Origin of the sequence: Kluyvera ascorbata ATCC 33433 (assembly GCF_000735365.1) — a bacterium.
GTDB lineage: Bacteria > Pseudomonadota > Gammaproteobacteria > Enterobacterales > Enterobacteriaceae > Kluyvera > Kluyvera ascorbata.
Genome location: NZ_JMPL01000072.1, coordinates 1 through 21907 on the forward strand (window position 1 = coordinate 1; position 21907 = coordinate 21907).

Here is a 21907-nt window from a genome sequence, read left to right on the forward strand (position 1 = left end):
GCCGCCGGGGAATAGGCTGCACAAACAAAAAACCCCGCCGAAGCGGGGTTTAGCACGTCACTACGCCCTATTAATGGCGCGCACGAACAATCTGATACTTGCGGGTCAAATACTCGACCGGCACGCTCCAGATGTGCACCAGGCGCGAGAATGGGAACAGCAGGAACAGCGTCATACCCAGCACCAGGTGCATACGGTAGATAAACGCCACGCCGTCCAGGTGTGCGGAAGCGCCGCCGTGGAAGGTCACCACGGACTGCGCCCAACCAACCAGTTTCATCATCTCGCTACCGTCCATATGCTGCGCAGAGAACGGAATCGTCAGCAGACCCAGCGCACATTGGATAACCAGAACGGACAGCACCAGGATGTCAGCACCGGTCGTCGTGGCACGTACGCGTGGGCTGAACAGACGGCGCTTAAGTAACAGAACACCGCCGACCAGACACATCAAGCCAGCCGCGCCACCGCCAAACATCGCCATCTTCTGTTTTACTTCCAACGGCAGCCATGCTTCATACATCCAGTGTGGCGTCAGCATGCCCAGGAAGTGGCCGGCGAACACGCCCAGGATCCCAAGGTGGAACAGGTTAGATGCGAGGTTCATCCCTTTGCGATCCAGCATCTGGCTGGACGCGGCGCGCCAGGTGTACTGGCCGTAGTCGTAACGTAGCCAGCTGCCAATCAGGAAGACAGAACCCGCAATGTACGGATAAATGTCGAAGAAGAACATATTCAGGAAGTGCATTATTGCTGTCCTCCGTTAGAGATATTCAGATATTGCGGGGCCACGGCACCGGCAAAACGACGCTGGTGGTTAGTAATTTCCGAGTCACCACAGCCCTGGTCGGCAAAGAATTTCACCTGCTCTTCTTCCCACACCGCATCCAGCGCCTGAGGCGTATCATCGCGGGCTTCGTCGGCAATTTTTTCCGCCACTTTCGCTTCATCAACCGCGCTGTTCGCGAGCTTCAGCAACTGCTCAAACAGCACCGCATAACGACTCTCACGCTGTTGCAGACGCGCGCAGAGCAGCGCCAGAATCGGCGCAATGTCCTGCAAGCCGCCAATCGCTTCGCTCTCTGGCAGCTGCGCCAGGTACTCCAGATACAGCGGCAGGTGGTCCGGCAGCTCGCGGCTATCGAGAACCAGACCATGCTGCTCGTACTGATTCAGCAGATCGACCATCGCCTGCCCACGGTCGCGGGATTCGCCATGCACGTGTTCAAACAGCAGCAGTGACGTCGCACGGCCGCGGTCAAACAGCTCACTGTAGGCAGCCTGAGCATCCAGCAGATCCTGCGCGGTTAAATCGCGCAGGAAAACGCCCAGAGCCTGGGCATCTGCTTTTTCCAGTTTTTCTGATTCAGACAGAACGTCAAAGAGTTCGCCTTGATGCTGCCATAAGGCAGCATCCGGGTACTCAAGGAGACGTGAAATCACCACGAGTTCAATCATGCGTGTGGCTCCGTTTTGCTGCTCACATCCACAGAATCAATACGACGGCTGTTGAACAGGTTGAACTTGCTGTCCGAACCGTGGCAGCCATCGCCGAAGCTAAAGCCACAACCGTTTTTCTCTGGGAACGCGTCGCGCGCTTGTTCACGGTGACTGCTTGGAACCACGAAACGATCTTCGTAGTTGGCAATCGCCAGGTAACGGTACATTTCCTGCGCCTGCGCTTCGGTCAGACCGACCTCTTCCAGCGCGCGAGTATCAATCACACCGTCAACGGTCTCGGTACGTTTGAAGTGGCGCATCGCCAGCATACGTTTCAGCGCCAGCAGTACCGGTTGGGTGTCACCTGCGGTCAGCAGGTTTGCCAGGTACTGAACCGGGATACGCAGGCTTTCCACGTCCGGCAGGATGCCGTTGCTGCCCAGTTCACCCGCATCGGCTGCGGACTGAATCGGTGACAGCGGTGGCACGTACCAGACCATCGGCAGCGTGCGGTATTCCGGGTGCAGCGGCAGCGCTAGCTTCCAGTCCATCGCCATTTTATAAACCGGCGATTTCTGTGCTGCATCAATGACGCTCAGCGGGATACCGTCTTTCTGCGCCTGCTCGATCACTTTCGGATCATTCGGATCGAGGAACACGTCCAGCTGACGCTGATACAGGTCTTTCTCGTTCTCGGTGCTTGCAGCGGTTTCAATGGCATCCGCGTCATACAGCAGCACGCCGAGGTAACGAATACGGCCCACGCAGGTTTCTGAACACACGGTCGGCTGACCCGCTTCAATACGCGGATAGCAGAAGATGCATTTTTCAGACTTGCCGCTCTTCCAGTTGAAGTAGATTTTTTTGTACGGGCAGCCGGTGATGCACATACGCCAGCCGCGACACTTATCCTGATCGATCAGTACGATGCCATCTTCTTCACGCTTGTAAATTGCACCGCTCGGGCAAGTGGCGACACACGCCGGATTCAGGCAGTGCTCGCACAGACGCGGCAGATACATCATGAAGGTGTTTTCGAACTGGCCGTACATTGCCTTCTGCATGTTCTCGAAGTTTTTGTCTTTCGACAGCTTCTCGAACTCACCGCCGAGGTCGTCTTCCCAGTTCGGGCCCTTGGTGATTTTGTCCATGCGCTTGCCGGTAATCAGCGAGCGTGGACGAGCAATCGGCTGCGCCTTGCTATCAGCCGGCGCGTTGTGCAGCGTCTGGTAGTCAAAATCAAACGGTTCGTAGTAATCATCCAGACCCGGAAGATGCGGGTTAGCGAAGATTTTACCCAGCAGCAGCGCTTTGTTACCCATGCGCGGCACCAGTTTGCCGTTGATTTTACGTATCCAACCGCCTTTGTATTTCTCCTGATCTTCCCAGTCGGTCGGGAAACCGGTGCCCGGCTTGGTTTCAACGTTGTTGAACCATGCGTACTCGGTCCCTTCACGGCTGGTCCAGACGTTTTTACAGGTGACTGAGCAGGTATGACAGCCGATGCATTTATCGAGATTCAGCACCATGCCGACTTGTGAACGAATTTTCATTTTACGCTCTCCTGTACCTGGTCATTGCCTTCGCCATCCAACCAGTTAATGTTCTTCATCTTACGTACCACAACGAACTCATCACGGTTTGAACCGACGGTACCGTAGTAGTTAAAGCCGTAGGCCAGGTGCGCATAGCCACCGATCATATGGGTCGGTTTCGGCGTAATGCGGGTCACCGAGTTATGGATACCGCCGCGCTGACCGGTAATTTCTGAACCCGGCAGGTTCACGATACGTTCCTGCGCGTGGTACATCATGGTCATCCCGGCCGGTACACGCTGGCTGACTACCGCACGCGCGGTCAGCGCACCGTTGTTGTTGAAGACTTCAATCCAGTCGTTGTCTTCAATACCGATCTCTTTGGCATCTTCTTCACTCATCCACACGACCGGGCCGCCACGACCTAAGGTCAGCATCAGCAGGTTGTCGCTGTAAGTAGAGTGAATGCCCCATTTCTGGTGCGGCGTCAGGAAGTTCAGCGCCTTCTCTGGGTAACCGTTGGATTTCTTACCCATCACCTCTTTCACCGAGCGGGTGTCGATAGGCGGACGGTAAACCAGCAGGCTTTCACCGAAGTCACGCATCCATTGGTGATCCTGATACAGCGACTGACGACCAGACAGCGTACGCCATGGAATCAGCTCGTGAACGTTGGTATAGCCAGCGTTGTAAGAGACGTGTTCGTCTTCCAGACCGGACCAGGTTGGGCTGGAGATAATCTTGCGCGGCTGCGCCTGAATATCACGGAAGCGAATTTTTTCGTCTTCTTTGTTGAGCGCCAGGTGCGTATGGTCGCGACCGGTAAACTCGCTGAGCGCTGCCCAGGCTTTCACCGCGACCTGACCGTTGGTTTCCGGCGCCAGGGTGAGGATCATCTCTGCAGCATCAATCGCCGTATCCAGCATTGGCTGGCCTTTCGCCGGGCCCTCTGCCTTGGTGTAATTGAGCTTACGCAGCAAGTCCATTTCGCTCTGGGTGTTCCAGGCAATCCCTTTACCGCCGTTACCGATTTTTTCCATCAATGGGCCGATGGAGGTAAAGCGTTCATAGGTTGCCGGGTAGTCACGCTCAACTGGAATAATGTGCGGTGCGGTTTTGCCAGGAATCAGGTCGCATTCACCTTTTTTCCAGTCCTTCACGTCTAACGGCTGTGCCAGTTCGGCAGCGGAGTCGTGCTGGATTGGCAGGGTCACCACGTCGGTTTCTTTACCAAGGTGCCCCACGCAGACTTCGGAGAATTTCTTCGCGATGCCTTTGTAGATTTCCCAGTCGCTTTTTGATTCCCAGGCTGGGTCAACGGCGGCTGACAGCGGGTGAATAAACGGATGCATATCCGAAGTATTCATATCGTCTTTTTCATACCAGGTCGCGGTAGGCAGCACGATGTCGGAGTACAGACAGGTGCTCGACAGACGGAAGTCCAGCGTCACCACCAGATCCAGCTTGCCGTCGAGGCCGTTATCCTGCCATTCCACTTCTTCCGGCTTCACGCCGCCCTGCTTGCCAAGATCCATCCCCTGAATACCGTGCTCGGTACCCAACAGGTACTTCAGCATGTATTCGTGACCTTTACCGGAAGAGCCCAGCAGGTTCGAACGCCAGATGAACAGGTTACGCGGGTGGTTTTTACCGTTTTCCGGCTGTTCCGCGGCAAAGCGGATAGAACCTTCTTTCAACGCTTTAACGGTGTAGTCCACTGGCGTCATGCCCGCTTTCTTCGCTTCATCGGCGATACGCAGCGGGTTAGTGCCTAACTGCGGAGCAGACGGCAGCCAGCCCATGCGTTCAGCACGCACGTTGAAGTCCAGCAGGTGACCGGTATAGCGAGATTTATCCGCCAGCGGTGACAGCAGTTCCTGTGCAGTAACCGACTCATAGCGCCATTGGCTGGAGTGGTTATAGAAGTAGGACGTACTGTTCATGTGACGAGCCGGACGCTGCCAGTCAAGGGCAAACGCTAGCGGCTGCCAGCCGGTCTGCGGACGCAGTTTTTCCTGGCCCACGTAGTGCGCCCAGCCGCCGCCGCTCTGACCGACACAGCCGCAGAACACCAGCATGTTAATCAGACCACGATAGTTCATATCGAGGTGGTACCAGTGGTTCAGACCGGCACCGACGATGATCATCGAACGACCATGCGTCTTATCGGCGTTATCGGCGAACTCACGCGCGATACGGACGATCTGCGCGCTGGATACACCGGTGATTTTCTCAGCCCACGCCGGGGTGTACGCTTTAATATCTTCGTAGCTGGTTGCGCAGTTTTCATCGTTCAGACCGCGTTCCAGGCCGTAGTTAGCCATAGTCAGGTCATAAACGGTGGTCACCAGCGCGGTGCTGCCGTCTGCCAGCTGCAGGCGTTTCACCGGCAGTTTGTGCAGCAGAATATTTTCCAGTTCTACGCTGGCGAAGTGTTCGGTGCCGTCGCCGCCAAAGTACGGGAAGCCAACCTGTGCAACATCGTCATGGCTGCCCAGCAAGCTGAGGCGCAGCTCAACCTCTTCGCCGGTCTTGCCGTCGCGCTGTTCGAGGTTCCACTTACCTTTATCGCCCCAGCGGTAACCGATAGAACCGTTTGGCGCGATCATCTCGCCTTTTTCATCAAAGGCGACGGTTTTCCATTCTGGATGCTCTTCCTGACCCAGACCATCAACCAGATCCGCTGCGCGCAGCATACGACCCGCGGCGTAGAAGCCGTCACGCTCTTCCAGCATTACCAGCATTGGCATGTCGGTATAGCGGCGAACGTAATCGGTGAAGTACTGGCTCGGCTTATCGAGGTGGAATTCACGCAGCATCACGTGGCCCATGGCCAGCGCCATGGCCGCATCGGTACCCTGTTTCGGTGCTAACCACAGGTCGCAGAGTTTAGCGATTTCAGCGTAGTCTGGCGTAATAGCAACGGTTTTGGTGCCTTTATAGCGAACTTCGGTAAAGAAGTGGGCATCAGGAGTACGCGTCTGCGGAACGTTTGAACCCCAGGCGATGATGTAGCTTGAGTTATACCAGTCGGCGGATTCTGGAACGTCAGTCTGCTCACCCCAAGTCTGCGGAGAAGCAGGCGGCAGGTCACAGTACCAATCGTAGAAGCTCAGACATGTACCGCCAATCAGGGAAAGGTAACGTGCACCAGAGGCGTAGGAGACCATCGACATCGCCGGAATTGGTGAGAAGCCTGCCACGCGGTCTGGGCCGTAGGTTTTCACGGTGTAAACGTTGGACGCGGCAATCAGTTCGTTCACTTCCTGCCAGGAGGAACGAACGAAGCCACCGCGGCCACGTGCTTGTTTGAAGCTTTTCGCTTTGTCGGCATCTTCAATAATGGATGCCCAGGCATCAACCGGATCGCTGTGCAGTTTTTTCGCTTCACGCCACATTTTCATCAGGCGTTTACGCATCAGCGGGTATTTCAGACGGTTGGCGCTATAGAGGTACCAGGAATAGCTCGCCCCACGCGGACAGCCGCGAGGTTCATGGTTAGGCAGATCCGGACGGGTGCGCGGATAGTCAGTCTGCTGGGTTTCCCAGGTAACCAGACCGTTTTTGACATAAATTTTCCAGCTACAGGAACCGGTGCAGTTTACGCCGTGCGTTGAACGCACAACCTTGTCATGCTGCCAGCGCTGGCGGTATCCATCTTCCCAATCCCGGTTGGTATCTAGAATCTGTCCGTGCCCATCGGCAAATGTTTCGCCCTTCTGTTTAAAGTAGCGAAACCGGTCCAGGAATTTACTCATCGGGTCTCTCCTGTTTGGAGCCTGTCGGCTCTCTGATAAATCGACATTGCTGAATTTGCAGCGAAGTTAACGCGCTGAAAGGTGTAGGGAATTGATAACGATCAAGGTGGCTTTGCTTAACAAATGCCACAGAAATAGCACATACCACCAAGGTGGTACGCATTCTTATTTTTCAACCATCTGTAAATTAAGGATTTTTTACGAAAACCGCATATTTCAAGATGTAAAAATAAGCCCCGGCGGTATTAAGGGGTAGAGCCTTTCTTGCAAGGCCTCATCCTTGCCGGGCACGATGCCAGACTAATGAAAAACACCAATAGTATGTTGTAACTAAGTAGAGATAAAAATAAAGGCGCGAAACCTCGCGCCCTTATTCAGAAATAACGTAATCCGTTATTTTTTCGCTTTACGGCCGTATACCGCCCAGGTCACCACGACGCAAACAATATAAAACACGAGGAATACTTTCATCGCGCCAGCCGGTGAGCCGGTTAATTCCAGAGAGGTACCGAACGCTTTCGGAATAAAGAAGCCGCCGATGGCACCGATCGCCGAGATAAAGCCCAACGCTGCCGCCGTATCGGTTGCCGCTTCGCGCATCGCTTTCTCGTCAGAACCGCCTTCGGCTTTCACTCGATCCATTGTCAGCTTACGGAAGATAACGGAAATCATCTGGAAGGTGGAACCACTCCCCAGACCGGCGGTCAGGAACAGCGCCAGGAAGACACCGTAGAAGGCGATGAAGTTACCGCCTACGCCGTTATCTGGCAGGGTCATGAACAGCAGCGCACTGAATACCGCCATCAGGATAAAGTTAATCAGCGTCACGCGGGTCCCGCCCAGACGGTCGGAAATCGCCCCACCGGCAGAACGCGCCAGCGCACCGATAAACGGACCGAAGAAGGCGTAATGCAGGATCTGAATTTCCGGGAACTGGGTTTTTGACAGCATCGCAAAACCGGCCGAGAAGCCGATAAACGAACCGAAAGTGGCCAGATACAGCAAGCTCATGATCCACAGATGACCACGTTTCAGCACCGGCAACTGCTCTTTCAAAGACGCTTTCGACGTCGCCAGTTCGTTCATGCCAAACCAGGCCGCTACGGTGAAGATGGCCAGGAACGGTACCCAGATCCACGCCGCGTTTGCCAGAAACAGCTCGCTGCCGTCCGGCTGCGTCACGCCATGGCTACCAAATACCGCGAAGATAGAGAGAGAAACCGCCAGTGGAGCCACCAGCTGCATCATGCTCACGCCCATATTGCCGAGGCCGCCGTTGAGGCCGAGCGCACCGCCCTGCTTCGCTTTCGGGAAGAAGAAGCTAATGTTCGCCATACTGGAGGCGAAGTTTGCACCCGCAAAGCCGCACAGCAGAGAGATAATGATGAAGGTGCTAAACGGCGTGGAGGTGTCCTGAACGGCAAAGCCCAGCCATAAGCAAGGAATGATAAGGATCCCGGTGCTGAACGCGGTCCAGCGACGGCCACCCACCAGCGGTACCATGAAAGAATACGGTACGCGCAGCAGTGCGCCGGAAACGGAAGGCAACGCGGTCAGCATGAACAGCTGGTCGGTTGTAAACTGGAAGCCCACTTTTGGTAAATTGACCGCAACGGCACTGAACAACATCCAGACGCAGAATGCGAGCAGCAAGCACGGAACTGAAATCCACAGGTTCCGGCTAGCGACGCGATGACCGCGTTCCTGCCAGAATGCCGGATCTTCCGGACGCCAGTCGGTAATGACAGCGCCGGTTGCCCTTTCCGGGGCAGTGGAGTGACTCATAGACACCTCTGATTATTAATATCAACCCCTGCCACATTAGGGTTTACACCGCGCGGTAAGTTGATATAAATCAAAGGAAAAGTTGGCATTATATTGCTTAAAAATAAATCATCACCCTTTATGGGTAGATTTTTATGGTTAAAAAAACCTGTTATTTCACGTGGCTGTTACGCTCATACTCCTCTACCCTCAGCACCTCAACTATGATGGAAATAAAGGGGTAACTCTTTATGGGTATGGGTATACTCCAGGCGATAGTCGAAAATAACGCCACTCGCCGGAGAGTTTTCCGTCAGGAGCCTTATCGCACCATGTTTAGACGTTTTTTTACACCACTCACGCTGGTGAATCAACTGGCCCTCATCGTACTGCTGTCTACCCTTATTGGCGTGGCAAGTATGATGATTTCCGCACGCCTGGTGAACGGCGTGCAGGGTAGCGCCCATGCCATCAACCAGGCCGGTTCGCTGCGTATGCAGAGCTATCGCCTGCTGGCCGCTATTCCGGTGGATAAGGACGACGATGTGCTGTTTGACGAGATGCAGAAAACCGTCTTCAGCCCGCAATTACAGCTGGCCGCTGAACGCGATGGCCAGGTGAAGCAGCTTCAAGAACTCCAGCAATACTGGCTGAAGCATCTGGCACCGGATATTAGTCAGGCGAGCAATCCGGATGAAGTCGCCAGCGATCTTACCGGCTTTGTGAACCGTATAGACCAACTGGTCACCGTCTTCGATCACACCACCGAACAGCGCATCACTCACGTGGTATGGATGCACCGACTGATGGCCTTTTTCATGGCGGTATTGCTTATCTTCACCGTCTTCTGGCTACGCACCCGGCTGCTGCACCCGTGGCGACAGTTGCTACGCATGGCCGAAGCCATCAGCCATCGCGATTTTACCCATCGCGCGCAAATCAGTGGCCGCAACGAAATGGCCACCCTTGGCATGGCGCTGAACAATATGTCCGCCGAGCTAGCGGAGAGCTATGCCTCGCTGGAGCGTCGTGTACAGGAGAAAACCGCCGGGCTGGAGCAGAAAAATGCGATCCTCTCTTTCCTGTGGCAGGCTAACCGCCGACTGCATTCCAGCGTGCCGCTGTGTGAACGCATCTCTCCGGTGCTGAACGGCCTCCAGGAACTGACCCCGCTGCGGGAAATTGAAGTCCGGGTTTACGATACCGAAGACGAAGATAACCATCAGGAATTCAGCTGCCACTCCGGCTGGGAGTGCGACGACAGAGGCTGTTATCTTTGCCCGCGCGACGTCGATACCGCACCGCATGACGGCATCACGCTGAAATGGCGGCTGACCGACCCGCGCAACCAGTACGGCATCCTGCTGGCGACCCTGCCGCACGGCCGCGAGCTAAGCCACGATCAGCAACAGTTGGTTGATACCCTACTCGAGCAAATCACCTCAACGCTGGCGCTGGATAAACAGCTCGAGCGCCAGCAGCAATTGATCGTGATGGAAGAGCGCTCAACGATTGCCCGCGAACTTCACGATTCCATCGCCCAGTCGCTCTCCTGCATGAAGATGCAGGTCAGTTGTTTGCAAATGATGCAAAAAGAGCAGTCGTCTGCGGAAAGTCGCGAACTGCTAAGCCAGGTGCGCAATGAGCTAAACACCTCGTGGGCGCAGCTGCGCGAACTGCTGACCACCTTCCGTCTGAAGCTGACCGAGTCTGGCCTGCGTCCGGCGCTGGAGGACAGCTGCCAGGAGTACAGCAGCCATTTCGGCTTCCCGGTGCAGCTCGACTATCAACTGCCGCCACGCTGCGTGCCATCGCACCAGGCGATTCACCTGCTGCAGATTGCCCGCGAAGCCTTAAGCAACGCGCTTAAGCACTCGCAGGCGACAGAAGTCAAAGTCAGCGTTACCCAACAAAACAACCAGGTCAAACTGGTGGTGGCCGACAACGGCTGCGGCGTCCCGCTGCACGCTGAACGCAGCAACCATTATGGCCTCATTATTATGCGTGACCGCGCACAAAGCCTGCGTGGCGATTGCCAGGTTCGTCGTCGTGAAAGCGGCGGCACTGAAGTCGTGGTTACGTTTGTCCCCGAACAATCGCTTTCTACTCCCCAAGGAGATACTCATGAGTAATCAGGAACGGGCTACTATCCTGTTAATTGACGATCATCCTATGCTGCGTACCGGCGTGAAACAACTGGTCAGTATGGCATCAGATATTCAGGTTGTAGGCGAAGCCAGCAATGGTGAACAAGGAATTGAACTGGCAGAAACCCTCGATCCCGATCTGATTCTGCTCGATCTCAACATGCCAGGCATGAACGGCCTCGAAACCCTCGACAAGCTGCGTGAGAAATCACTGTCTGGCCGCGTGGTGGTGTTCAGCGTGTCCAACCATGAAGAAGACGTGGTCACGGCCCTCAAACGCGGTGCTGATGGCTATCTGCTGAAAGATATGGAACCGGAAGATCTGCTGAAAGCCCTGCAACAAGCTGCCGCCGGTGAAATGGTATTAAGTGAAGCATTAACGCCCGTGCTGGCCGCCAGCCTGCGCGCCAACCGCGCGACTTCCGATCGCGACATCAACCAGTTGACCCCGCGTGAGCGCGATATTCTCAAACTGATCGCCCAGGGCCTGCCGAACAAGATGATTGCCCGCCGTCTGGACATCACGGAAAGCACCGTGAAGGTTCACGTGAAGCACATGCTGAAGAAAATGAAGCTGAAATCCCGCGTCGAAGCCGCCGTATGGGTACACCAGGAACGTATTTTCTGACCGTTGCCGCTATGGCGCCATGTCCAACCAGCTATTGCCCTGCGGGGCAAAGCTGACGACAGGTTCGGTCAGCGCCAGCGTTATCTCATTCGAGGTGACGCGCTGCCCTTTGTTATCTTCCACAATGACCGACAGATGCCAGGTATTGCTGGCACCCTCCGTCGGATCCCAGGCCGGCATAATAATACTCCAGCCATCGGTGCTGGCATTGGATGCCGGCGGCGTCAGGCTTAGTGCCGCCGTGTCCCCTTGCCAGCTTAATGATTTCACGCCGTATTCATCCCGCACCTGGAGTTTAAGCTCAACCGTCTCATACCCGGTCAGATCCCACGGCGGCGTTGCCAGATAGACGCTCAGGCTTTTACGCTGGCGGAATTCCATCACCGGCAAATTGTTGCGCTCCGGCGCATCGTAGCGGCTGCCACGCAGCGTACGGGTTTGCGCCACTTCGTCGGCGGCAAGCTGCTTCTTCAACGGCACGCCGAAACGATAGTTAACCTTCATGCCGAGATTGTTCTGGTTTACCCCACTCTCTCCCTGCTTATGCTGGGCGCTGAAGGTGAATAACGGCACCGGGGTATAGTTAAGGCCAAGGGAGACCGCGACCGGGTTACGGTAGCCCGTACCGCTGCGGAACAGGTCAACGCTGTCGCCAAAGTATTGCTCGACGCTCAGGCTGGTGTTGATATGGTTATAAGCGGGTATCCAGGCCTGCGCCGTTAGATCGTAGCCGCGAGCCATACGCTGTTGCAGCGTCGTGCCCGTGTTCTGCCAATCGTGGAGTGGGTAATAGTAGTTGGCAGAAAAGCGTAGGTTTTCGCCCCAGGCCTCCGCGCCCAGCCCGCCGCGGTTAAGGTTGGCATCCAGCAGGCTGTCATAAAAGGTGTTATAGCCAAGCAGCCACTGCCCGGCGACCCAACGCTGCCCTAACCCCAGATTCCCCACCAGCCCATCGTCCTGCTGGGTCAGACCAAACTGGCTCCAGGTGAGATAATGCGTATTATCCTGCAGCGGCACAAACCAACTGCCGTGGCTGCCGGTCATCTTCCCCTGGCCGTCCACCAGCAGCTGAATATTGGTATTCCCCCAGGGAGATAGCCAGCTTTCCAACTGCTGGTTCATCTGACCGTTGACCTTATCCTGCAACTGCGTCAGTGCAAACAGCCGCGCCTGCTCGCCGGTATCCAGGCCGTTATCGGTCATGCTGGCTTCGCCAAAGGCTTTCACCATCTCGGCAAAATGTTTCTCTGCATCATGATTTTCCGGAGTGATGGCGAGGTCCGGCAGGCTATCAGCCGGATTATCGAAGGGGTGCTCCGCCTCTTCGACGAACGACGTTCGCGCACGCGCGCTGCCCACGGTCAACACCAGCAACACCAAAAATGACGAGTAAAAACGCAAAGACAAAACCACAACCCCATAGCCAGCTTCAAAGCAGACTGGAAAAAACCAGCCCCAGGCTCATCAGTTTAACCCCTTTACCGGGAGGGTTCAGCCTTTGCCCCTTATTCCAGGAATTGCCTGAAGGTTATAAAACCGTCACTTTTATCGTCGTACTTGCCAGTAATGCTTTAAGCTCTGGCACGCAGGAGCCGCAGTTGGTGCCGCATTTCAGCCGTTCACCCAGTTCGCCCGCCGTGCGGCAACCCTGTTTTTCAATCGCGTCAAGGATGGTTTTTTCACCAACGCTGAAACAGCTGCAAACAATTTTCCCTACCGCCGGTCGTGCCAGATCCTGACCGCTCAGCAGCGCATGACGGTCCGCAAGCGTCTGCGGCGCTTCGCTAAACGCCCTGCACACCAGCGAGTCGTCCACTTCCGGCAGCCGGTGGCTACTCCAGAACCCCAGCATCAACTGCTCGCCCTGCCACGCCAATAAATGCCAGAGATCCCCAGCATTCGCCACCTGTACCTGCCAGCCGTGCTGCTGACACCAGACCAGAATATCCTGCTCAATAAGACGATCGCTGCAGAGCGTGAGATGGTGCAGCCCGGTTGCGGCTTTTCGCCACCAGGTCACATGCCCCGCTAACGGCACTTCATCACGGGAATAGAGCTCGCCCTGCCATGCAGGTTGCCAGGGGGCGATACGCACCGCCGTTTGTTTACTTTCCGGCTGTCCGGAGTGCGGGTCCACCACCGGTGCCACCAGGCCGTTGACTTTCCCCTGGCGGGCAAAGCAGTTGTTCCAGTGCATCGGCGTAAACAGCGAACCGCGACGCTGGCTATCTGTCACCACGACTTTTGCCACCATTACGCCGTGCAGCGAGCTTATCCGTGAGAGACCTCCTTGTTGTAGACCGAAATGCTGGGCATCTTGCGGCGCCACTTCGACAATGGGCTGCGAGATATGCTGCATCAGTTTTGGCACGCTACCGGTGCGCGTCATGGTGTGCCACTGGTCGCGGATACGCCCGCTGTTAAGAATAAGTGGATAAAGTGCCTGGGCCTGAGCCTGCATCCCGCGTGGCGAGACGGGTAGCATGCGTACACGTGCGTCGGCACGCCAGCCTCGCTTGAGATCCAAGGTGTGGGCGTGGCGGCTAACCGGCCAGCGTACCGGCGCAAGATTATCCCACGCTTCACGGCTTAATTCGGCAAGCCCGCTGATATCAAACGCTCGCTTACCTTCATTTTCAAACCCAGAGAGCGCGGCATGTTCACTAAAGACCTCGTGCGGATGCTGCCAGGCAAAAGCCTCACCATATCCCAGATGCTGGGCGACGCGGGCGATAATCCACCAATCCGCGCGAGCCTCACCGGGAGCAGGCAAAAACGCCCGCTGACGCGAGATTCGGCGCTCTGAATTGGTCACGGTACCGTTTTTCTCCCCCCACCCCAGCGCCGGAAAACGGATGTGCGCATAACGCGAAGTTTCCGTATGGGCCGAAATTTCAGAGATGATCACCAGCTCGCAGCGCTTCAGGGCCTGGCTCACCGCATGGCTGTCCGGCAGCGATACCGCCGGGTTAGTCCCCATAATCCATACCGCTTTCACCTCACCGCGCCCGATAGCGGCAAAGAGATCCACCGCCATCAGTCCCGGCGTTTGCGCCAGCCGTTCAGTACCCCAGAATCGCGCTACCCGGGCGAGGTCGGCAGGCTCAAAATTCATATGCGCCGCCAGCATGGTTGCCAACCCGCCCACTTCACGGCCGCCCATGGCATTTGGCTGCCCGGTCAGCGAAAACGGGCCACAGCCTTCGCGGCCGAACTTACCGCTGGCAAGGTGGACGTTAATAATGGCATTGCATTTATCGCTGCCGCTGGAGGATTGGTTAATTCCCATGGTGTAGAGCGTGATGGCCCTGGGCGCGGCAATAAAGTCCTGATAAAACGCGGCAACCTCAGCTAATGGCAGCCCGCAAAACGCCGCCACGCGCGCAACGTTCCAGGGCTGTGCCGCCTCCAGCGCGGCGGGCGCATCGGTAAAATCGTCCAGCCTTGCGCCGCACTCGGCGATGGCGCGCAGCAGCCCAACAAATAATCCGGCATCCGTGCCGGGAGCAATCGCCAGATGGCGGTCGGCAATATCGCAGGTCGCGGTGCGTCGAGGATCAATAACCACCACCTTCATCTGCGGGTTTTGCTGCTTCGCCTGCACCAGACGTTGATAGAGCACCGGGTGGGCCCAGGCGGCGTTGGAGCCCACCAGCACCACGAGGTCGCTGCGCTCTACGTCCTCATAGCTGCACGGCACCACGTCGGCACCCCACGCGCGTTTATAGCCGGTCACCGCCGACGACATACAGAGACGCGAGTTGGTATCGATATTCGCCGCGCCGATAAATCCTTTCATCAACTTATTGGCCGCGTAGTAATCCTCGGTCAGCAACTGCCCGGAGGCATAAAACGCCACCGCCTGCGGGCCGTGTTCATTGATAATCGCCCGTAACCGCTCACCGGCAACATCCAGCGCCCGCTCCCAGTTCGCCTGCTGCCCGTCAACGGACGGATGCAGCAGACGCCCCTCCAGACCGGTCGTTTCGCCCAATGCAGCCCCTTTCACGCACAGGCGGCCAACGTTTGCCGGATGCTCGCTATCACCCCGAACGCTCACCGCGCCATCAACCACGCTTGCTACTACCCCGCAGCCAACGCCGCAGTAAGGACAGGTTGTCCGGGTCTCTGTCATGAGGCCTCCGCGCGCATCACCAGTTCCTGGTTGCTTACCCACACGGTGCCACCTTCAATTTTCACCGGCCAGGCGCGTACCACCGGCTCACCGCTCTCGGAATGGCGACCGTCACGCAGACGAATGCGCTGCTTATAAAGCGGTGAGATAACGATAGGCTCGCCGCTGGCATCCCCCAGCAGCCCTCGCGACAACACGTTGGCCTGACTGCCGGGCTCCAGATTATCCAGCGCGTAAACGTGACCATTAAGACGAAACAGCGCTATCTGCATGTCGCCCAGGCGAGCGCCAATCCCGGCCTGCGCGGGAATATCTTCCAGCAGGCAAATCGCCTGCCACGGCTTAGCATGGCCTACCGCTGCCGGCTTCGTTGAGACCGGAACCCGCTGCGGCTGACCGCGAACGGATTCACGTTGTACCGCTTCATCCGGCGTATCGCTGTTGACGAAGGAGCGGAACAGCATCAACCGCTGCGGGTCGTTCAGGGTGGTTTGCCATTCGCACTGATAGCTGTCGATAACGCGGGCCATCTCCTGCTCCAGCTCTTCGCCGATACCCAGAGCATCGTCGACGATCACGCGACGCAGATAGTCCAGCCCGCCCTCCAGGTTATCCATCCAGGTGCTGGTACGCTGCAATCGGTCGGCGGTGCGGATGTAAAACATCAGGAATCGGTCAATGGTGCGCAGCAGCGTCGCGTCATCAAGGTCGCTGGCAAACAGATCCGCATGGCGCGGTTTCATGCCGCCGTTGCCGCATAAATAAAGGTTCCAGCCCTTGTCGGTGGCAATCACCCCTACATCTTTGCCCTGCGCTTCAGCGCACTCGCGGGTACAGCCGGAGACCGCCATTTTAATTTTATGCGGCGCGCGCAGCCCTTTGTAACGATGCTCCAGCGTCACCGCGAGCCCGGTGGAATCCTGCACCCCGTAGCGACACCAGGTCGAGCCGACGCAGGATTTCACCGTGCGCAGCGACTTGCCGTAGGCATGACCGGTCTCAAACCCGGCCTCCACCAGCTCATGCCAGATAGCAGGCAGCTGCTCTAATCGCGCGCCAAACAGGTCAATACGCTGGCCGCCGGTGATTTTGCTATACAGCGCGTAGCGTTTGGCTATCTGCCCAATGGCTATCAGCCCGTCCGGCGTCACCTCACCGGCAGGCATACGAGGCACCACGGAGTAGGTGCCGTCTTTCTGGATATTGGCGAAATAGCGGTCGTTGGTGTCCTGTAGCGGTAGATGCGCCGGTTTAAGCAGATATTCATTCCAGCAGGATGCCAGCACCGACCCCACCAGCGGTTTACAGATTTCGCAGCCGTCGCCGTGACCATAGCGGGCAATCAGTTGCTCAAAGGTGTGAATGCGGTTGACCCGCACCAGGTGATAAATCTCCTGGCGTGAGTACGGGAAGTGTTCGCAGATGTCCTTTTTCACCTCCACGCCCTGCTGCGCCAACTGATACTCCATCACCTGTTTGACCAGCGCGCTACAGCCACCGCAGCCGGTCGCCGCTTTGGTACAGCTTTTTATCGCCCCCATTTCGCTGGCGCCATTGCTCACCGCCTGGCAAATATCGCCTTTGCTGACGTTGTGACAGGAGCAGATCTGCGCGCTATCCGGCAGCGCCGCGACGCCGAGCGTTTTCGGCGCACTGCCTTCCAGCGCCGGTAAAATCAAGGATTCCGGGCGAGGCGGCAGCGCTATATCGTTGAGCATCATTTGCAGCAGCGTGGCGTAGTCACTGGCATCCCCTACCAGCACGCCGCCGAGCAACGTTTTGCCGTCAGCGCTGACCACAATCTTCTTATAGATTTGCTCCGGGCCGTGGATCCACTGATAGCTCTGGCTACCCGGCGTGCGCCCGTGGGCATCGCCAAACGAGGCAACGTCAACGCCGAGCAGCTTGAGCTTGGTGCTCATATCCGCCCCGCTGAATTCACTCGCTTCACCCGCAAGCGTCGCTGCGGCGACTCTTGCCATCTGGTAGCCAGGGGCCACCAGACCATAAATTTTGTTATCCCACAGCGCGCATTCGCCGATGGCGAAAATATCATCATCGGAGGTACGACACTGGTTATCAATGGCAATACCGCCGCGCTCGCCCAGGACAATACCGCTACTGCGCGCCAGCGCGTCCTGCGGGCGAATCCCTGCCGAGAACACCACCATGTCGGTCGTCAGGCTTTCACCGTCGGCAAACTTTAGCGTAAGCCCTGCTTCCGTCTGGCGAATCTCGGTGGTGGCTTTGCTGGTGTGTACGCTCACGCCAAGTTCGGTGATTTTTTCCCGCAGCATAGCGGCACCGCCGTTATCCAACTGCATCGCCATCAGATTCGGCGCGAACTCCACCACGTGGGTGTCCAGCCCCAGCTGACGCAGGGCGTTAGCGGCCTCAAGCCCCAACAGACCGCCGCCGATCACCACGCCACGGCTGGCCGTTTTGGCACGGGCGGCAATGGCATCAAGACCGTCCAGGGTACGGTAGACAAAACACCCCGGCAACGAATTACCGGGAATGGGCGGCACGAACGGATACGAGCCGGTAGCCAGCACCAGCTTATCCCAATGCAGCTCATGGCCCTCGGCATTGCGAACGACTCTCGCCTCACGATCAATGGCCGTAACCACCTGCGACAACCGCAGTTCGATGCCGTTATCGGCAAAGAAATCGCCCTCTACCATCGAAAGCGACTCGGCGCTGCGACCGGCAAAATACTCGGATAAATGCACACGGTCGTAGGCGGCATAGCGCTCTTCGCCCAGCACGACAATCTGGTACTGTTCATGCAACTGGTGGCTGACACACTGCTCAAGAAAATGGTGGCCGACCATCCCGTGCCCGACGACCGCTAATGTTGGTTTTGTCATGGTTTGCGTTCCTGCAGCCGATGGCTGCGTGGTAAAGGGGTCGAATATCCAGCTCGCCTGCGCGGGCTGGACGGTATGCAATAAATCGGTAAAGGTGGCGGCGCTGGTGCAGTCGCCAAGCAGCAGGACTCCGGCCAGCTGACCGTTTGCCACCAGCAACTGCCGATAGTGCCCGGTCTGCGGGTCATATGAGGACCACTGGCTATCTCCGTCGATGGCCTGAACCCGCCCGGCGCTGAACAGGTCAATCCCCGTCACCTTCAGACGGGTACCGCGATCCTGCCAGTGGAAATCTGCTTGCGGGCTGCCGCAGAGCCTTGCTGCCAGGACGTCCGCCTGCTGCATGCAGGGAGCCACCAGGCCGAAGGTTTGTCCGTCAATCTCACAGCATTCCCCAATAGCGCTGACGCCGGGAATGCCCGTCTCAAGCTGGCGGTTGACAACTATCCCGCGCTGGCAAGGGATACCGGCCCGCTGCGCCAGCGCAATGTTGGGACGGACACCGGTTGCCATCACCACGCGGGTTGCCGCAATGGCACGTCCGTTGTTTAACACCACCGCGTCTGGGGTAATCTGTGCGATACCCGCACCCAGTTCACATCCGATGCCACGCTCCGTTAATCGCTGGGCCAACAGTTCGCCCGCCATCTCGTCTAACTGCTGCTCCATCAGTCGTTCGCTGCGATGCACCAAAGTGACATTGTCACCTCTTAAGCGCAGCGCGGCGGCAGCTTCCACGCCGAGCACTCCGCCGCCAATCACCACCGCATCGCCCGGCGTGGCCAGAATCGCCTCCACGTCGGCGAGAGTGCGGAAGGCAAAAACGTGCGGCAGGTCAATACCCGGCAGCGGCGGCAGAAAAGCTTGCGAGCCGCAGGTAAACACCAGCTCATCCCATTCCAGCTCGCGCTGGGTAGTGGTGACACGCCGCGCCTGTACGTCAACCGCCAGCACCGTTTCACCAAGGCACAGCGTGATGTGATGGTCGAGATACCACTGCGCCGGTTGTAGCAGCGTCTGGTTAAAATCCTTTTCGCCACCCAGCACCGGAGAAAGCTGAATGCGGCTATAGGCCGGATGCGGCTCGTCGCCGATAAGGGTGATGGCAAATTCCCCCGGCGCGCTCGTGACCAGCTTTTCCGCCAGCCGGGTCGCCGCCATCCCGTTGCCAATCATCACTAGTCGCCGCATAGAAGCCCCTTACGCCGCTTTCGGCTGTTTTTCGTAAAGGAAGTGGAGGATCTGCTGGCGCAGGTGGTGATAACGGCCGTCATCCGCCAGCTGCACGCGGTTACGCGGACGCGGTAGATTCACCTCCAGCACTTCGCCCACCGTAGCCGCCGGGCCGTTGGTCATCATCATGACCCGATCAGAGAGCAGCACCGCTTCATCAACGTCGTGGGTAATCAGCACGATGGTAGTGTTCAGCGACTGCTGGATTTGCATTACGGAGTCCTGAAGATGGGCGCGGGTCAACGCATCCAGCGCGCCAAACGGCTCATCCATCAGCAGCACCTTTGGCTTCATCGCCAGCGCACGCGCAATGCCGACGCGTTGCTTCATGCCGCCCGAAGTTTCACCGGGGCGTTTTTGCATCGCGTGGCCCATCTGGACGCGTTCGAGGTTGTGCGCAATCCACTCCCGGCGCTCCGCTTTGTTCATGGTGTGGCGAAACACCTGTTCCACCGCCAGCGCCACGTTGTCAAAGCAGGTGAGCCACGGCAGCAGCGAGTGGTTCTGGAACACCACCGCCCGCTCCGGCCCCGGTCCGGCAATTTCGCGGTTATCGCACAGCAGCCCGCCTTCGGTCGGCAGGGTAATACCGGCAATCAGGTTGAGCAGCGTCGATTTACCGCAGCCCGAATGGCCAATCAGGCTGACGGTCTCCCCTTCGTGAATATCAAAAGAGACGTTCTGTAAGGCCAGAAACTCGCCGCTGGCGGTATGAAAACGCTGGCTCACGGCCTGCACCTGAATTAATGGTTTCATGATGTGCTCCTATTTCTCTTGCCAGCTAAAACGGCGTGCAATCAGCATCAGCCCTTGCTCCAGCAGCAGCCCCACTACGCCGATAATGACGATAGCGATAAGGATGTTTTCGACGTTGAGGTTGTTCCACTCGTTCCAGATCCAAAAACCGATACCCAGCCCGCCGGTGAGCATTTCGGCGGCCACAATGACCAGCCAGGCGATACCAATCGACAAACGAACCCCGGTGAGCACCGACGGCAACACCGCCGGGAAGAGGATTTTGCACATCACCGTCCACTCGGAGAGGTTCAGCACTCGCGCCACGTTGAGGTAGTCCTGCGGAATGCGACGCACCCCTTCGGCGGTGTTTATCACCATCGGCCAGATGGAGCAGATGAAAATCGTCCAACTCGATGCTGGTTCCGCTTTCTGGAACAGCAGCAGGCCAATCGGCAGCCAGGCCAGCGGGCTGACCGGACGCAGCAGCGCAATCAGCGGGGTGAACATCCGTGAAGCAAAGGTAAAGCGACCAATCAGGAAACCAAGCGGTATACCCGCCAGCGCCGCGAGACCAAAGCCCACCGCCACGCGCTGTAAAGAGGCCAGCACGTTCCAGCCCACGCCGACGTCATTGGGGCCGTTGTTGTAGAACGGGTCAGAAAAGAGGGTTATCGCCGAATCCAGGGTACTGAGCGGCGTTGGAAAACCTTTGCTGTTCACCGCAGCCAGTTGCCAGAGCAGCACCAGCAGGCCCAGCCCCAGCACCGCCGGAATAGTGCGCTCTGCGAGTTCACGAAGATGGCGGCGCAGCGCAGGCGGTCTACGGCGAACCTGCACTGGCGGCATGGCAATCACTTCTCCTGCCGGAGTCGGCGCGTCAATAGGTTTCGTTTTGGTATTCATCTCATGCCCCTATACGTTGAATGGCAAAACTGCGGGCGTATGCAGCGGGGTCAGCCCCGTTCCAGACAGAACCGTCGATTAACGTGCTGCTGCGCAGGGTCTGGGTCGGAATGGCAATGCCACCAACCGCCTGCGCCGCCTCTTTCCAGACATCAATGCGGTTAATACGCTGAGCGACCGCCAGATAGTCCGGGTCACTCTTCAGCAGCCCCCAGCGGCGGAACTGGGTTAAGAACCACATGCCGTCGGAAAGCCACGGGTAGCTCACCTCCCCCTGTTCAAAGAAGCGCATCGGGTGCGCATCCTGCCAGCGGCGGCCGATGCCGTTGTCATAAGCACCGAGCATCCGCCCGGTGAGGTACTGTTCTTTGGTGTTGAGCCAACCGCGGTGAGCGAGGATCTGCGCGGTTTCGCGTTTGTTATCGTCAGAGGCGTCAATCCAGCGGGCGGCATCCATCAGCGCGGCCACCAGCGCGCGCGCGGTATTCGGGTTTTGCTCTACCCAATCGCGGCGCGTGCCGAGGACTTTTTCCGGGTGCTCCGGCCAGATATCCTGGCTGGTGGCAGCGGTGAAACCGATACGGTCGTTAATGGCGCGAGCGTTCCACGGCTCGCCAACGCAGAACCCCACCATGTTGCCGATGCGCATGTTCATCACCATCTGCGGTGGCGGCACCACCACCGTGCGTACATCGTCAAACGGGTTGATCCCGCCGCTCGCCAGCCAGTAATAGAGCCACATGGCATGGGTGCCGG

The 21907-nt window shown here is 57.5% G+C and carries 13 protein-coding genes; 2 read left to right on the forward strand and 11 right to left on the reverse strand.

What is annotated here, in order from left to right:
* Window positions 1-70: 70 nt before the first annotated feature.
* The 5 genes from narI to GKAS_RS15825 form a co-directional block, all read right to left on the reverse strand.
* Window positions 71-748 carry a respiratory nitrate reductase subunit gamma gene (narI, locus tag GKAS_RS15805; RefSeq protein ID WP_035895580.1) on the reverse strand — a complete coding sequence of 226 codons (678 nt, stop codon included), beginning with the start codon at window positions 746-748 and terminating at the stop codon, window positions 71-73.
* Window positions 748-1458: a nitrate reductase molybdenum cofactor assembly chaperone gene (gene narJ / locus GKAS_RS15810; RefSeq protein WP_035895581.1), complete on the reverse strand. Its 711-nt coding sequence runs from the start codon at window positions 1456-1458 to the stop codon at window positions 748-750. Before narJ ends, narI begins: the two co-directional genes overlap by 1 nt.
* On the reverse strand, window positions 1455-2993 hold the full coding sequence (narH, locus tag GKAS_RS15815; protein ID WP_035895582.1) for a nitrate reductase subunit beta: 1539 nt from the start codon (window positions 2991-2993) through the stop codon (window positions 1455-1457). Before narH ends, narJ begins: the two co-directional genes overlap by 4 nt.
* Window positions 2990-6733 carry a nitrate reductase subunit alpha gene (locus tag GKAS_RS15820; protein ID WP_035895583.1) on the reverse strand — a complete coding sequence of 1248 codons (3744 nt, stop codon included), beginning with the start codon at window positions 6731-6733 and terminating at the stop codon, window positions 2990-2992. Before GKAS_RS15820 ends, narH begins: the two co-directional genes overlap by 4 nt.
* A gap of 393 nt (window positions 6734-7126) precedes the next feature.
* Complete coding sequence (locus tag GKAS_RS15825) at window positions 7127-8518, reverse strand: NarK family nitrate/nitrite MFS transporter (protein WP_035895585.1); 1392 nt, start codon at window positions 8516-8518, stop codon at window positions 7127-7129.
* A 311-nt stretch (window positions 8519-8829) separates the two neighbouring features.
* Between GKAS_RS15825 and narX the strand changes: the two genes are divergently transcribed.
* Together narX and narL are read left to right on the forward strand one after the other, a co-directional pair.
* Complete coding sequence (narX, locus tag GKAS_RS15830; RefSeq protein WP_035895587.1) at window positions 8830-10629, forward strand: nitrate/nitrite two-component system sensor histidine kinase NarX; 1800 nt, start codon at window positions 8830-8832, stop codon at window positions 10627-10629.
* A complete protein-coding gene (gene narL, locus GKAS_RS15835) occupies window positions 10622-11272 on the forward strand; it encodes a two-component system response regulator NarL (RefSeq protein ID WP_035895589.1) in 651 nt (216 codons plus the stop codon). The genes narX and narL overlap by 8 nt, the downstream gene beginning before the upstream one ends.
* A gap of 9 nt (window positions 11273-11281) precedes the next feature.
* Here the strand turns inward: narL and GKAS_RS15840 are convergent, their stop codons facing one another.
* From GKAS_RS15840 to GKAS_RS15865, 6 genes are all read right to left on the reverse strand, one after another.
* Window positions 11282-12685 (reverse strand): YchO/YchP family invasin, encoded by a 1404-nt coding sequence (locus tag GKAS_RS15840; RefSeq protein WP_072011417.1) that lies wholly within the window; start codon window positions 12683-12685, stop codon window positions 11282-11284.
* A gap of 115 nt (window positions 12686-12800) precedes the next feature.
* Window positions 12801-15407 carry a nitrate reductase gene (locus tag GKAS_RS15845; protein ID WP_035895591.1) on the reverse strand — a complete coding sequence of 869 codons (2607 nt, stop codon included), beginning with the start codon at window positions 15405-15407 and terminating at the stop codon, window positions 12801-12803.
* Entirely contained in the window at window positions 15404-19468 is a 4065-nt protein-coding gene (gene nirB / locus GKAS_RS15850; RefSeq protein ID WP_081918562.1) for a nitrite reductase large subunit NirB, read from the reverse strand. Before nirB ends, GKAS_RS15845 begins: the two co-directional genes overlap by 4 nt.
* Before the next feature lie 9 nt (window positions 19469-19477).
* Window positions 19478-20266 (reverse strand): ABC transporter ATP-binding protein, encoded by a 789-nt coding sequence (locus tag GKAS_RS15855; RefSeq protein ID WP_035895592.1) that lies wholly within the window; start codon window positions 20264-20266, stop codon window positions 19478-19480.
* A 9-nt stretch (window positions 20267-20275) separates the two neighbouring features.
* Window positions 20276-21151 carry a nitrate ABC transporter permease gene (gene ntrB / locus GKAS_RS15860; RefSeq protein ID WP_051910777.1) on the reverse strand — a complete coding sequence of 292 codons (876 nt, stop codon included), beginning with the start codon at window positions 21149-21151 and terminating at the stop codon, window positions 20276-20278.
* 1 nt (window position 21152) lies between these two features.
* The coding region (locus GKAS_RS15865) for a CmpA/NrtA family ABC transporter substrate-binding protein (protein ID WP_035895599.1) at window positions 21153-21907 on the reverse strand (755 nt) is incomplete at its 5' end.

Coding starts and splice junctions, on each gene's coding strand:
- narI (WP_035895580.1), bottom strand. CDS start 748: ATGCACTTCCTGAATATGTTCTTCTTCGACATTTATCCGTACATTGCG.
- narJ (WP_035895581.1), bottom strand. CDS start 1,458: ATGATTGAACTCGTGGTGATTTCACGTCTCCTTGAGTACCCGGATGCT.
- narH (WP_035895582.1), bottom strand. CDS start 2,993: ATGAAAATTCGTTCACAAGTCGGCATGGTGCTGAATCTCGATAAATGC.
- GKAS_RS15820 (WP_035895583.1), bottom strand. CDS start 6,733: ATGAGTAAATTCCTGGACCGGTTTCGCTACTTTAAACAGAAGGGCGAA.
- GKAS_RS15825 (WP_035895585.1), bottom strand. CDS start 8,518: ATGAGTCACTCCACTGCCCCGGAAAGGGCAACCGGCGCTGTCATTACC.
- narX (WP_035895587.1), top strand. CDS start 8,830: ATGTTTAGACGTTTTTTTACACCACTCACGCTGGTGAATCAACTGGCC.
- narL (WP_035895589.1), top strand. CDS start 10,622: ATGAGTAATCAGGAACGGGCTACTATCCTGTTAATTGACGATCATCCT.
- GKAS_RS15845 (WP_035895591.1), bottom strand. CDS start 15,407: ATGACAGAGACCCGGACAACCTGTCCTTACTGCGGCGTTGGCTGCGGG.
- nirB (WP_081918562.1), bottom strand. CDS start 19,468: ATGCGGCGACTAGTGATGATTGGCAACGGGATGGCGGCGACCCGGCTG.
- GKAS_RS15855 (WP_035895592.1), bottom strand. CDS start 20,266: ATGAAACCATTAATTCAGGTGCAGGCCGTGAGCCAGCGTTTTCATACC.
- ntrB (WP_051910777.1), bottom strand. CDS start 21,151: ATGAATACCAAAACGAAACCTATTGACGCGCCGACTCCGGCAGGAGAA.